The sequence below is a fragment of the Phormidium sp. CCY1219 genome, from assembly GCF_055795085.1.
Genome location: NZ_JAYFEQ010000499.1, coordinates 1 through 13,239, shown reverse-complemented (window position 1 = coordinate 13,239; position 13,239 = coordinate 1). Strand labels below are relative to the sequence as shown.

The following is a 13,239-nucleotide window of genomic DNA, read 5'->3' as shown; positions in this document are numbered from 1 at the left end:
TCGCTTAATGGTTATTTCGCCAACAGTCCAATCCCGGGCTGGAAAAAACCATTGCGTTGGCTTAATGGTTATTTCCCTACTACTACTCCAGGGCTGGAAAAAAACCATTGCGTTCGCTTAATGGTTATTTCCCTACTACTACTCCAGGGCTGGAAAAAAACCATTGCGTTCGCTTGATGGTTATTTCCCTGTCTTCCGACTTCCCCGCTTGTAGAGACAGGTTCTGATTGCGTCTCGATTTATCGCTTCTTTGAGCGGGGTCTGTAGGTGGTGAACTCTAACATTTTTGGTTCTACCGAACCTACGAACCTAGTATGGTAAAAATCGCGAAAATACCCTTACAGAAAGAGTTAACGCTAACCGGATACAAAACCAATTTATCAAAAACTCAAACTCTTGCCCAGTCTGGCTTTTGCCTGGTATTTCCTAAAGTTTTTGCATCCCCGTTTCGGAGGAACCACATTTTTATCGAAAAATGGTATAATTATAGGCTTAAAATTTAATAAAAAACAAAAATTAGGTGGGCAATGCCCACCCAACCAGTTTCGATGATTAGCCAATTAAATCATCATTAATTGCCAGCTTTAGCCGTGGGAATCGCACCGGGGCGAACCGAAACGTTAAGCATCTGACCGTTGCGGATAACTTCGACTTGCAGGGTACTCCCCACGCGACTGGCTTCTACTTGCTGTTGCACCGCGCTGGCATCGGCGACGAGTTCACCGTTAATCTTTTGAATCACATCACCGGCTCGCAGTCCTCCCTCAGCGGCGGGGGAATCGGGCATCACTTTAACGATTAAAATGCCTTGTTCTTCATCCACCGTCAGAGCGGAATTCGGATCCCGATTAATTTGTGCTTTCAGTTCGGCGGAGAGTTCCACCATTTGAATGCCCAAGTAGGGATGCTCCACTTCACCATTGGCGATTAAGCGATCGGAAATATCTTGGGCGCGATTGATGGGAATAGCAAAACCGAGACCTTGCGCGCCTTGAATAATCGCCGTGTTCATGCCGATCACTTCTCCGCGCTGATTGAGCAAAGGACCGCCGGAGTTACCCGGGTTGATAGCGGCGTCGGTTTGAATGAAGTTAACTCGCTTATCCGGAACGCCCACTTGAGAACTGCTGCGACCTGTAGCGCTGATAATTCCCACGGTGACGGTATTATCCAAACCGAGGGGATTGCCGATCGCGATCGCCCATTCTCCCGGTTGCAGTCGTTGCGAATCCCCCACTTTCACCGTAGGCAAATTCGTCGCATCAATTTCCACCACCGCCACATCGGTTACTGGGTCAGTTCCCAACACTTTCCCGGTGAAGGTGCGACCATCTTTTAAGACCACATCCACCGTATCCGCACCGTCCACCACATGGGCGTTGGTCAAAATCCGACCGTTGGAATTGACGATGAAACCAGAACCGGTACCACTAACCACACGCTCTTGCGGTTCCATCGGCACGCGATCGCCAAAGAAGCGACGGAAAAACGGATCTTTAAACACTTCTGGCACTTCCGCCTTCACAGTTTTCGACGCATCGATCCGCACCACCGCCGGCCCGACTTGCTCCACTACGGAAGAGATAAAGTTGGCATCGGAGGGTAAAGGCAACCGGGTTTGCACCTCCGGCGTTCTAGGTGCTGCAGAGGCGGGAGGAGTAGCGATCGCGGAGGAAACGGGATTCTGTGCTTTCAGCAATTGCGCGCCAGTCAAAGTGACGCCTGCACCAAACAGGAACATGGATAAATAAGCGAACGGTTTTTGCCACTGAGGGGCAGAACCTTGATGGGAAGCGGTATTCAATTGTTGTGAATCGCGATTGAAATCGGAATTAAGGGTTTTCATGTGTCGGTTCTCCTGCGGTTTATTTCCTGCTTCCGAGTAGAGAGAGGTTGTCTGTGAAGTTCAGTGGCGACAACTCTGGGTTTTGACTCAAACTTCAGACTCACCAGAACCTTTGCGGTTATGCGTCTCGACTCGGTTCCTTGCCTGACAATTCTTACTGTAAACAGAGGATGTGAAGCGGATGTTACGCCCATATCACGAGGTTATGGACATTTTCGCCCGGTTTTGGCACGACAGATGCAGGGGGTTGGGTGCGAGAAAATCCTCTTGGAAAGGACTGGAAACCGGGATGGGTTTGTCGCACCCGCACGGGGGAGATTATGCTAAAAGACGCAATCACCGTATCTGGGGGATGTGAAAACTGTTGTTTGGCCAATTTGAGAGGTTTTTTCAGGAGGGCGATCGCCATCCCTTTGATGGTCGCTCGTTAGACCAGCGCGACCCGCAGGTCATTGAATCCTATTTACCGATTTGGGAATGGCTCTATCGCTACTACTTCCGTGTGGAAACCGATGGATGGCATCACGTGCCATCTTCGGGGAAAATGCTGGTGGTAGGTTCCCATAATGGGGGTTTAGCGGCACCGGATATGTTTATGTTGATGTATGATTGGTATCGTCGCGAAGGGACGCACCGCCTTACATACGGACTGATGCACCCAACGGTGTGGAAGGCATTTCCGCCAGAAATTGCTCGACAGGCGGTCCGCTGTGGGGCGCTGCGCGCGAATCCGAGAATGGCGATCGCCGCGTTGCAAAAGGAGGCGGCGGTACTGGTTTATCCCGGTGGTGCAGAAGATACCTTTCGCCCTCATTCCATGCGCGATCGAATTTACTTTGCCGGACGTCAGGGGTTTATTAAGCTGGCTCTGCGCGAAGCTGCCCCGATCGTGCCGATTATTTCTCATGGGGCACACGATACGTTAATTGTGCTGGCGAATTGCTATGACTGGATAAAGCAGTTGCATGAATGGGGGATGCCCTGGTTATTGGGGGTGGATCCGTTGGTGTTTCCGATTTATTTGGGATTGCCTTGGGGGGTGGCGATCGGTCCGTTGCCGAATTTGCCCCTACCGGTGCAGATTCACACCCGGGTGTGCGAACCAATTGTGTTTGAGCGTAGCGGTCGGGAGGCGGCCAACGATCGCGCTTACGTGCAGCAGTGTTACGATCGCGTCTGCACTGAAATGCAGCGATCGCTCGATGGGTTGATTGCTCAGGTAGAAGGCCGATAATTTTTCGGTGAATTTCCCATTTTGCCTTGACAATTATCAAAAAATGTGGTAATGATTCGCCACGGTGGGGCAATTGAAGCCGCATCGCTCTAGCGCCCCAGTGCCAGAAGCAAACTCACCAGCACGATAGCGCCGAGGGCGATCGCGGCAGGATGTCGTTTCCACCACCGTTGTAGCCGCATCAGAGGATTCCTGCTCTGGTATTGGGGGGGTGGGACGACTAGGGGTTCGGACTTATCGTGGTAAAGGGTACAGGTCTTGGCATAGGGACGTTGGGGAAAATTGCAGGTATCGTCTTCGTGATAGGTGCAGCTTACGCACAGATATTCATCACTGGTAGAGCGATGCAAGGGAATCCCCGCATGACCGAACCCCTTGAGCGGAGTGCGGCAATAGGGACAATTAGTGGCTTGGGTATCGATGGGTTGGTGGCACTTCGGACACTCAGACATGTTGGCCAAACTGCAGATTACAGGATAAACGCTTCACTCTTTCAACTTTACCCTGTGATTCATTTCGCCACCGAAGCGCAGGGGTGCGGTGGGCGTCGCGATCGGATAGGATATCCCAAAATAGAACTGTACGCCAAAATTGAGTTAAGACTCGGCTAATCTGCAACGGCCAGGTTAGCGGGGTATTTTCAGCCAAGTCACAGGAAAAACCTATGGATAACAATAATCTGCTCAAGCAGCTCCTTTTGATCGGCATTGGCACCACCTCTTTGGTGGCAGAAAAAATCCGGGAAGTTAGCGACCAGTGGGTGCAAGAGGGAAAACTCCATCCCGACCAAGCGAAAACCTTTGTCGAGGACATCATGGAGCAGATGAAGTCGGAACAAGGGAATTTTGAGGTGCAAGTGCAACGCCAGATTCGCAATGTGATGCAGGATCTCGGGGTTCCGCGTCAAGCCGAAATGGATGAACTGCGCGGACGACTCGATCGCTTAGAACGACAAGTTCGGGATTTGGAAAATAAGCGCTGGCGTTGAGTCGCGGCGATCGCCCTCGTTTCTGGTTGCTCAAACCCTCAGACAAACAAACCCATCCTCCTCAGTTCGAGAACGGTCATTTGACGATAGAGTAGGGATCGAGGCTCCTACGCGAACGGTTTGAGATTCCTCACCGCGCGCCAGGAGCCAGTTGAGTCTACTCAGGAGGACTGATTGTGCGAGAAATTTTAATCAGCATGGGGGTAATGCTCGTCTGCGTTTTGGTGATAGTTGTCGCTCAACTGAGCGATCGCTCTAACCAGGCGATCGCTGAACCCATGAGCGATACCCAACCCACCGCAGAAGTTTCTAGACCCAGCAAATCCCTGCTGGCTCAACGACTAACCCCCCAAAGTCAGATTGCTCGCGCCGAAACGGAAACCAAACAAGTGGAAAATACGGAAGAAAATGTGGTCACAACTCCAACAGGTCTCCAGTACGTCCTGTTAGAGGAAGGAACCGGTGCGTCTCCCCAACCGGGTCAAACCGTGGTGGTTCACTACACCGGTACCCTCGAAGATGGCACGAAGTTTGACAGTTCGCGCGATCGCAATCAGCCTTTGTCTTTTAAACTCGGTGTCGGTCAAGTCATCAAAGGTTGGGATGAAGGTATCGCCGATATGAAAGTTGGCGGACGCCGCAAGCTGATTATTCCCCCAGAATTAGGGTACGGCGAACGCGGTGCAGGTGGAGTCATTCCCCCTAACGCTACCCTTATTTTCGATGTCGAACTGCTCAGAATTGCTGGGTAAAATTGGGACGGTTGTGCCTCTCTCCGTCGGATTTCACAGCCGATTGGGAGAGGCTAATTTGCGCCGATCGTTTTTCCTCTTCCTCTCGTCACTCCTGGGAAAATCTCTGGTAACATAAGGGCACCAACCATGACCGTTCAAGATGATATTCGTGAAACTTTTTTGATTGAACTCTTTCAACTAGAAAGACCAGAGAACCCAACTCGGAGCGGCACGGACGCCATCTTAAGCTTAAACGGACAGAAGGTGGAATTTGAATTAAAGTCCAGCACCAAGTCTTCTGTGACAACTGTTCGAGACTTTGGTATAGAGCATATTAGAAAATGGCAGGGTAAACACTGGTTATTTGGCTTCTATAGTTCGGGAGGCAAACTACTGAACTACTGCTTTTATGGTTCGCCTAAATCAATGGCTCCGTGGATTGCCCAGAAGGAAGCCTATATCCTTTATGATTGTAAACTTGCTCAACTTGCACCTGAACGACTTACGCTGTCTGTACTTTACGAAATTGTTGGCAAGAAAGAATTCTACACCCTTGAAGATGCCAAAAAACTCCATAAGCGACAATACAGGATACAGGAATACCGCGCCAAAATGGATCGAGATTCTGGGTACTCTCCCGAAAGAATGCTTTCCATTTTGCAGGACAGATGCCGATATTTGATTGAAAGAGGCGCGAGGCTGAACAACCCCCATATTCCGGCTTCATATTTTGAGGGACGGGAACGCATCACGAACAACCACGCTCAGCGCCTGCGAGAACTGGTTTACGAAGCACTTCAGGATAATACTTGAGCGATCGATTGCGCCACCTGATACGCCATTGGCGGCGCAACGGCATTTCCAATCTGACCCAATGCCACATACACCGCCCCATAAATTGGCCAGGACTCGGGAAATCCCTGTATTATTGCACAATCTGCCACCGATAACCGAAAATGATGGTTTTTTGCCACAAATAAATGTGCTTTTTCCCGCGTGGCGGCCACTCCATTCGGCCAAATCTGTAGTTTTTCCCAGACTTTTTGCGCGGAAACGCTGCTCAACACTGACGTGGTATGACGCGGACCGGTGAGGCCACTGCGAAGGGTTGGAGCTAACCCATCAAAGCCAATATCTGGCAATCCCAAGGCTTGGCGAACCCCCATGCAGGGCTGTAAATTTGCCTGTTCTAAACTGGAAAAAAGATTAAGCTGAATGGGTGTTAATGGCTTTTTTGGCGATAAATGTTGCCACTGGTGGGTCGGTTGGGGTGGGTGATATTGTTCCGCCATTTTTCGATCGCGAAATCCCACAAAAAATACCCGGTTTCGCGTTTGCGGAATTCCAAAATCTGGCGCAGATAAAACAAAGGTTTTTAAGTCATATTTTTCGCGGAGAGGACTTGCGATCGCTTCTTGCACATAGCCCCGAAACTTCTTTCCCAGCAATGCAGGCACGTTTTCGGCCACAAATACTAACGGTTCGATTTCTAACACGGCGCGGATAAACTCGGGAAACATATCCCGACTATCTTGTTTCCCTTTTTGGCGACCCGCTACGGAAAAGGGTTGACAAGGCGGCCCCCCGTGCAAGATATCCACCTCCCTGCGATACCTTCGCCAATCGATTTTGGTGACGTCTCCTTTTTCCCCAGCAAAAATGTTCCATTGCGGGCGATTTTGACCCAGGGTTTTGCCCGCCTCGGGAAGAATTTCATACGCCGCTACATGAGTAAATCCGGCTTTTTCAAATCCCAAATCTAACCCGCCACCGCCACTGAATAAAGAGAGCGATCGCCATCCATTCTGCGCCAACCTGGGCATCAATCGGTCTGGATCGAGTTGCGGCACATTTATCGCATAAATCGGTTTTTCCCCCTCTCCTCGCAGGGCTTTGGCTTTTGCTGCACTGGATGCTTGGGAACGCTTTCTGTAAACCTCTCGTTCTGCTTCGGTCAGTTCCCACCCTCGATACTCCGATGATTTTGCCATGCGAAAAGCTTCTCCCCTGCGAACCATTGCCACCTCTATTTTATCAATAATGTTGTTGCGGTCTAGCCAAATTCTTAAACTTCGTAAATTGCGAATCGAATAGGAGTTTCACCGTACCCGTCGGACCATTCCGATGTTTGGTGACAATAATTTCCGCCAATCCGCGATCGGGTGTATCGGGCATATAGTATTCTTCTCGATAAAGCATGATTACAATATCAGCATCTTGCTCGATAGAATTATGCACCACCATCTGATTGGCAATAAAATTATGATAACCGGGGACGGTTAAATCGAATACTTCTGTTTCGCCATCGGGTGCGATCGCCACAATTTCATCCCAGTAAATCTCGCCACTACCCTTCCCGGTTCTTACCCCTGGGAATTCAGTTGCGAAATTGGGCAATCTATCGGGTAATGCAAGGCGATCGCGCTTTCCTATTTCATCGAGTCGCTTCCATCCCTCCACTGTTAAAAACTGGTGATTCCCGGTGGCGCGAATCTTTTGCCCCCTGCGCGTTTTTAGGGTAAAAACGGGTTTGACCCCGGTACAAAATGCATGGCTAACCTTGGCCGGTTCTAAGCGCATTGTGGCTTCATTTAGCCCCCAAACCGCAAAACCGGCTTGTCCTACTAATTCGCGAATCGGCACTTCTACTGGGCGATCGGCTAATGCGATCGCGCTTTCCCCACTCAAACACCCCGACTCGCGCAAATCCGACATCATCGGACGTTTGTTTGTCCGCGCTTCTACCCCACGACTGAGCTGCGACAAGGTAATAATCGGCACGTTCAATTCTCTCGCCAACCCTTTTAAACTGCGGGTAATTCTCGACAATTCTTGCACCCGGTTATCCGGGTTGCTTCCTTCCATTAATTGCAAGTAATCGAGCAAAATTAACCCCATTTCCCCGCCTTGTTCCGCTTGCAATCGCCGACATTTGGAGCGCATTTCGGTGACGGTAATATTCGGCGTATCGTCAATAAATATCGGCAACTCGGATAAATGCCCGATCGCTTGGCTTAACGGTTCCCATTCCGTCTGCGAAATCCGCCCCGCGCGCAATCGATTGCTTTCAATTCCCGCCTCACCGGCTAGCATCCGTTGCACGAGCTGATCTTTAGACATTTCTAAGCTAAAAATCGCTACGGGCAATTGATGAAAATCCGCAATATTTCGCCCGATATTCATGGCAAAACTGGTATTGTGTACGCAAATATCGTTGGCCACAAAGTTATGAGTTTTGGGAATCGTCAGGTCATAAACCTGCTGCTCTCCCATCGAGCAAATTTCGGTTATTTCATCCCAGTAAATCTCGCCGATTGTCTGTTGCTTGACAAGCAAATTATCACAAAAACTCCCATAATTACTCCCATAATTCGTTACCAATATCCGCCTGGTAGCGCCCCAAACGAGGCTCTGTATCCCCCCAGTTTGTTCACCCAACACTGAGTATTTATTATCTTTTTTATTCTCGCTAAACCCTGCAATTGCCTCGTTCGCATCGCCTTTAACAGCAATTTTATCGCCAATTTCACCCGGAATTCCCTTGCGTTGTTGGCCATAGTTTTGACTCGCAACCACTGCGGCAACTTTGGCGATCGCTGCTTCTTTACCCCACATCCCGATTTGAGACATAAAGGTTTGCAGCGAGTTCAGTTCGGTAATCTCCAATTTCCAACCGATTTGGCAGCTATCATTGGCGTTAACCGCGCTTGTTTTCAGGGCGGAAATAATGCCGAAGCGCAGTAAAAGATGTTGCACCTGTCGTGCTAGTTTTTCGCTGAGGGTTGCCCAGGCGATTTCTGTTTCACCGTGAGTCAGTACCGACACCCATCCACTGCTGGCAAATAGGCGATTCAGGAATAGAGCAATCTGCGATCGCGTTAACTTAAATACAATTGACGGAATCGTTATTTGAGCAGAAGCTTTCCCCCACAATCCCATATCTTCCAGCCAGCTTTTCAGGCAATCTATCTGGGTTTCTTCTTGCCCACAATCGCCAATCAAAGACGGGTTATCTGTGGTTGCAGGGCTAATTGTTATCGGACTGATGCCATTTGTTTCTCGCCATTTTAAACAGAGGTTCTGCTGGGCATTTCCCACCCTCCGAATTGGGTGATTGCAACTCTCCGATTTAATTTGGCAAAATTCCTTGACTGTTTCTTGAAAATCGCTTATAATGAAATAATTACTATTGATGTTCCCCCGATTATCATAGGCGAAATCACCATTTCCTATGCAATACGCCAGCAGTTTGACTTCACATTCGCGCCGGGTTTCGGTGCCAAACACCGCCAGTTTGCGCGGGACGGCTATTTTATCTCCCGGTTTCAATTCGGAGAGTTTGCGCCATCCTTTGGGGGTCAAATACGGATGGGTGAGGGTAGTTTCGATGAACCGACCCAAACCCGTGGTGACGCGAAACACGGGTTTGATGCCATCATCGACAAAAGCACAGGGTTGCGTTAAGGTAAAGTTCCAGTTATCGGCTAAGGTGAATAATTCTGCCTGCTGTTTATGAAAGATGTTTTCGATGGTAGAAACAGTTCCATCGCTTAACAGAATTTCAGATAACGACGAGAGACATTTTCCCATTGAAGGTCTACCCGCCACGATAATCAAATCGGCGCGCTGGAAGCCTCCAGTCATTGCATCTAAATCGTAAAAGTTGCAAGGAAGACCGGGGAGTGCTAACCCTTGCTGGTGCGTTTCGATGGTTTGGAAAGCGTCAACTAAGGTTTCAGAAATCGGGACTAACCCTTGTTGCGGACGGTCTTGAGTGAGGCTAAAAACTTTTTGTTCGGCGCGATCGAGGATAATGGGGAGTTCTTGGGTGGTTTCGTACCCCAATTCGGCAATTTCATGGCCGGCATGGATTAACTTTCGCCGCATGTATTTATCGACCACCAGTTCGGCATATTGGTCGATATTCACGGCGGAAACGGTACGTTCGACCAGTTGGGCGAGTTTGCTTTGACCGCCGACTTTTTCCAGGAGTTTGCGGTCGGCTAACCAACTGGTGACGGTCATTAAATCCGTGGGTTTGCCTTGGGTATGAAGGGCGATCGCGGCGTTGTAAATATTTTGGTGGGATTCGATGGAAAAGGCTTCGGGAACCAGGCGATCGACCACCCGGTTAATCGCTTCTGGATCGAGGAGAATACCGCCTAAAATACTTTCTTCCGCATCGATATTTTGCGGGGGTAGGCGATCGCTATCGGCTGGTAAGTTCCGTTTGTCAACCACAATAGAGACTCGCTTTGGTGTGGGGTAAAGACGCGATTGGAGCTGTTTTACTTGGCTTCGGGTCGGGGGAAATCCGGTGAGGGCGCACGGCGGTGCGCCCCTGCAAAGACGATCGTCCCGCACTCACCGTCAGAAGCGCTATGAATCGTCGCGTCGCTTTAATTTTACAAACGCGATTGCGATTCTCGCGACTTTGGAAAAATCGGCTAGGGAAGGGTCGATCGCGAGTGCTTTCAACTAGCTAGGAACCACCTGAATTTCAATCTCGGCGGTGACTTCGGGGTGAAGTTTGACCTCAGCTTTGTAGAAACCGGTTTTGCTAATATCGGGCAGGGTAATCCCTCGGCGATCGACTTCCATATTAGTGGTGGTCTGGATAACTTCTGCCACTTCGCGATCGGTGACGGTCCCGAAAATGGCATCGCCTTCGCCCACTTGCTTGGCGATCGAAAACCGACCCACGGTTTCCAGGGCGGTTTTGCGAGATTGGGCTTGTTGTTTTTCTTCAATCAAGCGCTGACGTTCTTTTTCCCTGCGGATTTCTACCTGTTTGAGAATCCCAGGGGTGGTGCGAACCGCCAGTCCTTGAGGAATTAAATAATTGCGCGCATAGCCTGGGGCAACTTCGACTAGATCGCCAGATTTACCCAGCTTTCTAACATCTTGATTCAAGACGATTTGAACTCGTTTTGCCATAATGGTTCCTATTGTCTACTCTGGGGGCTTGTTGAAGAATGGAGGCGCGTGCAGTCGCACCGATCCGCCTTGACCCTCGCCACCAAAAGCCTTGCACGGGGGCAACTTTCTGTTCGGTCAGGGGTCAAGTTCCGAGGTATTCGCTCCAGCCGCTAAACTGGGGCTTATCTGCCAGAACTCTTTATTTTACGCTGCATTGGGATAAACTGCAAGTCCCGGGAAATTTTTCCGCTGCGAAAGGGAGTTAGGGCGATCGCGCGATTCCTTCTCCCGAAGGTCGTTTTCTCGTTCGGAGGTGGTTTTAAATTCTCAGGTGGGCAATGCCCACCCTACGCCTCATGTGGGGGTTAGATCGCAAACGAACAGCAAAACCGACCTTGTGCCCTACAGCGCTTACAGATTCAGGTTCAAGTAAGACCGCGCCAAGAAGAAGCTAGAAATCGATTTGGAATCCACCGGACTTCCAATCTGAATGGCTTGTTCTAATTCTTGCGGCGTCATCAAAACCGTTTCCATATCCTCGTCTTCGTCTAGATTTTGTGGCGCATCCAGCTTCTCTAAATCTCGGGCGAGGAAAGCATAAATAACTTCGTCGGAATAACCGGGTGCTAAGAAAAATTCTCCCAATTTTTCCCATTGATGGCCGCGATATCCGGTTTCTTCTTCGATTTCGCGCTGCACGGTTTCTAGGGGCGTTTCGTCGGGTTCTACAGTGCCGGCAGGAAATTCTAATAACCGTCCTTGCACGGCAAATCGATATTGGCGCACCAGTACCAGTTTGCCTTCTGTAGTGACGGGAATGCACAATGCTCCGCCTGGATGGCGAATGCATTCCCAGTCACCTTCTACACCGTTGGGAAGGCGCAACCGACTGACATCAAAGCCAAATTTGCGCCCGGAATAAGACAGGCGGTGCTTCAGTAAAGTTGGGGGTTCGTGACCAAATGTCATAAGTATTCAAAGATGCTCGCGATCGCTGATTTTTTTCACCTATAGCTAGTCAAACAGTGTCGTAAAGGCGCGATCGCTCGCGCCTTTCTCTTGTCATCAATTCTCAGAAATGCGGGTTATACTTCGTTGACTTGATATCCCGCCGCAGTAATTGCCTGTTCAAAAGATTCGGGGGAAGCTTCCGAGTCGATGGTGACCTGTTTGCTACTTAAATCCACGTTTACTTTAGCATCTGCGTCCACTGTTTTCAAGGCGTCGGTGACTTTCTCGACACAACTTTCACAAACCATTGAAGGAACGTTTAATTTCACTGCCATAGTTAAACCTATTTACTACACTCGATCTTATTTTGCACGACTATGCCACATCTGGCTATCCCCCATCGGGAAGAAATTTTGGCTCGATTCCCTATTATTTGCTCGATTGACCGATTCCCTCAAGCAGATCGCCGTCTGACATTTGTAGCGTCAACCCCCTGCGCCAGGGAGGCGATCGCCTGCCCAAAACTCGATCCACCGCATCCGGGGCAATCTCCCCCCTAGCACCCGCTGGAAAGTTGTCCTGCTTCAATTTCCCGCAATTATCGCCGCCCATGTCCCATTCTCACTCATTTAGGGACAAGTCTTCGGCGGCAATTCCTTCCCCGCATTATAACGCTGAAACTCATTCAAATCTAACAAAGCACTGTAATACTTAATTTTATTTCCCATCACTTTTCCGCCACGGACTTTCAGATTTTGTTCCCAATCCCACGGCGCAAAATCTTCGGTATCGCTCACCACTTTTGCCGGATTCCCTGCCATATCTTGCGCGGCAACTCCGCTCACCGCATTGCCCTTCACTCGCCCATCAAGGCAAATTAGATTATCCGATTCTAAATCGAATAAATTACCGAGCACTTTATTGCCTTCTTTGCGGAACAAAAAGCAATAGCCGCCGACTTCTTTTAACTCTTCATCTGTTACTACTGCTTCGGGCAATTCACTGGTACAATAGCGATAGTTTCCATCTCTCAAATCTTCCACGGGCTTAGAGTTTTCCCGGGGTGAATTAAATGTCTCTTCTGCGGATTTCACTCGCGCAATAAATTGAGGAACGGGTGGGGAAAATTTCATCCCGCCCCTGATTGCAGCCGTTTCGATTTCGTTGCCCGATTCTCGGGCGATCGCCACACCCGGTATGCCCAATGTCACCATCGCGAATAGGGCGATCGCGATGGCAGTTCCCAAAGCGTTTAGTAATTTCCAATGACGCATATTACGATTTTCCTCTTATCGGCTTTTTCCATCTCGAACTCCACCCCACTACCGGAGCAATTCATATTTTTAGTTCAACAGAGAAGCTGGCCTTTTTGATAATGTGGGGTAAAACTTCCAGTTTTCTATCTAGGGTCATGCTTACCACATAACCCGCAATATTGTCAAGTTTTTTGGCAACAAAGCACAAAACAAACCATGTTAAAATAAGAAAGTTAACGTGCGATTCGTTCCTGCCAAAAGTCAAGGAAAATCTCCGAAACGTGGGCAGGGTAAGGTTCCAAAAGGGCCTT

General features: G+C 49.5%; 13 protein-coding genes. 4 read left to right on the top strand and 9 right to left on the bottom strand.

Translation table 11 applies throughout. The annotated features are described in order from the left end of the window. Nucleotides 1–571: 571 nt before the first annotated feature. Nucleotides 572–1,846 (bottom strand): HhoA/HhoB/HtrA family serine endopeptidase, encoded by a 1,275-nt coding sequence (locus tag AC0QH1_RS13035; protein WP_324631578.1) that lies wholly within the window; start codon nt 1,844–1,846, stop codon nt 572–574. 364 nt (nt 1,847–2,210) lie between these two features. Here AC0QH1_RS13035 and AC0QH1_RS13030 point away from each other — a divergent pair, with 364 nt between their 5' ends. Next, on the top strand, nt 2,211–3,080 hold the full coding sequence (locus tag AC0QH1_RS13030) for a lysophospholipid acyltransferase family protein (protein ID WP_324631577.1): 870 nt from the start codon (nt 2,211–2,213) through the stop codon (nt 3,078–3,080). Nucleotides 3,081–3,169: 89 nt separating this feature from the next. On the opposite strand, the gene AC0QH1_RS13025 is transcribed toward AC0QH1_RS13030, so the two are convergent. After that, entirely contained in the window at nt 3,170–3,532 is a 363-nt protein-coding gene (locus AC0QH1_RS13025) for a zinc ribbon domain-containing protein (RefSeq protein WP_324631576.1), read from the bottom strand. Between the two features lie 212 nt (nt 3,533–3,744). Here AC0QH1_RS13025 and AC0QH1_RS13020 point away from each other — a divergent pair, with 212 nt between their 5' ends. From AC0QH1_RS13020 to AC0QH1_RS13010, 3 genes are all read left to right on the top strand, one after another. Beyond that, nucleotides 3,745–4,068 (top strand): phasin family protein, encoded by a 324-nt coding sequence (locus AC0QH1_RS13020; RefSeq protein WP_324631575.1) that lies wholly within the window; start codon nt 3,745–3,747, stop codon nt 4,066–4,068. Nucleotides 4,069–4,244: 176 nt separating this feature from the next. Then, nucleotides 4,245–4,820 carry an FKBP-type peptidyl-prolyl cis-trans isomerase gene (locus tag AC0QH1_RS13015; RefSeq protein ID WP_324631574.1) on the top strand — a complete coding sequence of 192 codons (576 nt, stop codon included), beginning with the start codon at nt 4,245–4,247 and terminating at the stop codon, nt 4,818–4,820. A gap of 129 nt (nt 4,821–4,949) precedes the next feature. Beyond that, nucleotides 4,950–5,615 (top strand): hypothetical protein, encoded by a 666-nt coding sequence (locus AC0QH1_RS13010; protein ID WP_324631572.1) that lies wholly within the window; start codon nt 4,950–4,952, stop codon nt 5,613–5,615. On the opposite strand, the gene AC0QH1_RS13005 is transcribed toward AC0QH1_RS13010, so the two are convergent. The 7 genes from AC0QH1_RS13005 to AC0QH1_RS12975 form a co-directional block, all read right to left on the bottom strand. Continuing rightward, nucleotides 5,600–6,793: a DNA cytosine methyltransferase gene (locus AC0QH1_RS13005; RefSeq protein WP_324631571.1), complete on the bottom strand. Its 1,194-nt coding sequence runs from the start codon at nt 6,791–6,793 to the stop codon at nt 5,600–5,602. The two genes, AC0QH1_RS13010 and AC0QH1_RS13005, sit on opposite strands and share 16 nt — an antisense overlap. Nucleotides 6,794–6,836: 43 nt before the next feature. Then, nucleotides 6,837–10,043, bottom strand: coding sequence for a replicative DNA helicase (gene dnaB, locus AC0QH1_RS13000; RefSeq protein WP_324631570.1), 3,207 nt, complete (start codon nt 10,041–10,043; stop codon nt 6,837–6,839). A 237-nt stretch (nt 10,044–10,280) separates the two neighbouring features. Continuing rightward, a complete protein-coding gene (rplI, locus tag AC0QH1_RS12995; RefSeq protein ID WP_324631569.1) occupies nt 10,281–10,739 on the bottom strand; it encodes a 50S ribosomal protein L9 in 459 nt (152 codons plus the stop codon). A 393-nt stretch (nt 10,740–11,132) separates the two neighbouring features. Further along, on the bottom strand, nt 11,133–11,690 hold the full coding sequence (locus AC0QH1_RS12990) for an NUDIX hydrolase (protein ID WP_324631568.1): 558 nt from the start codon (nt 11,688–11,690) through the stop codon (nt 11,133–11,135). Between the two features lie 116 nt (nt 11,691–11,806). Next, nucleotides 11,807–12,007 (bottom strand): heavy-metal-associated domain-containing protein, encoded by a 201-nt coding sequence (locus tag AC0QH1_RS12985; RefSeq protein ID WP_324631567.1) that lies wholly within the window; start codon nt 12,005–12,007, stop codon nt 11,807–11,809. 294 nt (nt 12,008–12,301) lie between these two features. Continuing rightward, the gene (locus AC0QH1_RS12980; RefSeq protein ID WP_324631566.1) at nt 12,302–12,946 is read right to left on the bottom strand and encodes a hypothetical protein; all 645 of its coding nucleotides are present in this window, start codon (nt 12,944–12,946) and stop codon (nt 12,302–12,304) included. 61 nt (nt 12,947–13,007) lie between these two features. After that, nucleotides 13,008–13,239 (bottom strand): hypothetical protein (locus AC0QH1_RS12975; RefSeq protein WP_324631565.1); only part of this gene is annotated, 232 nt, incomplete at its 5' end.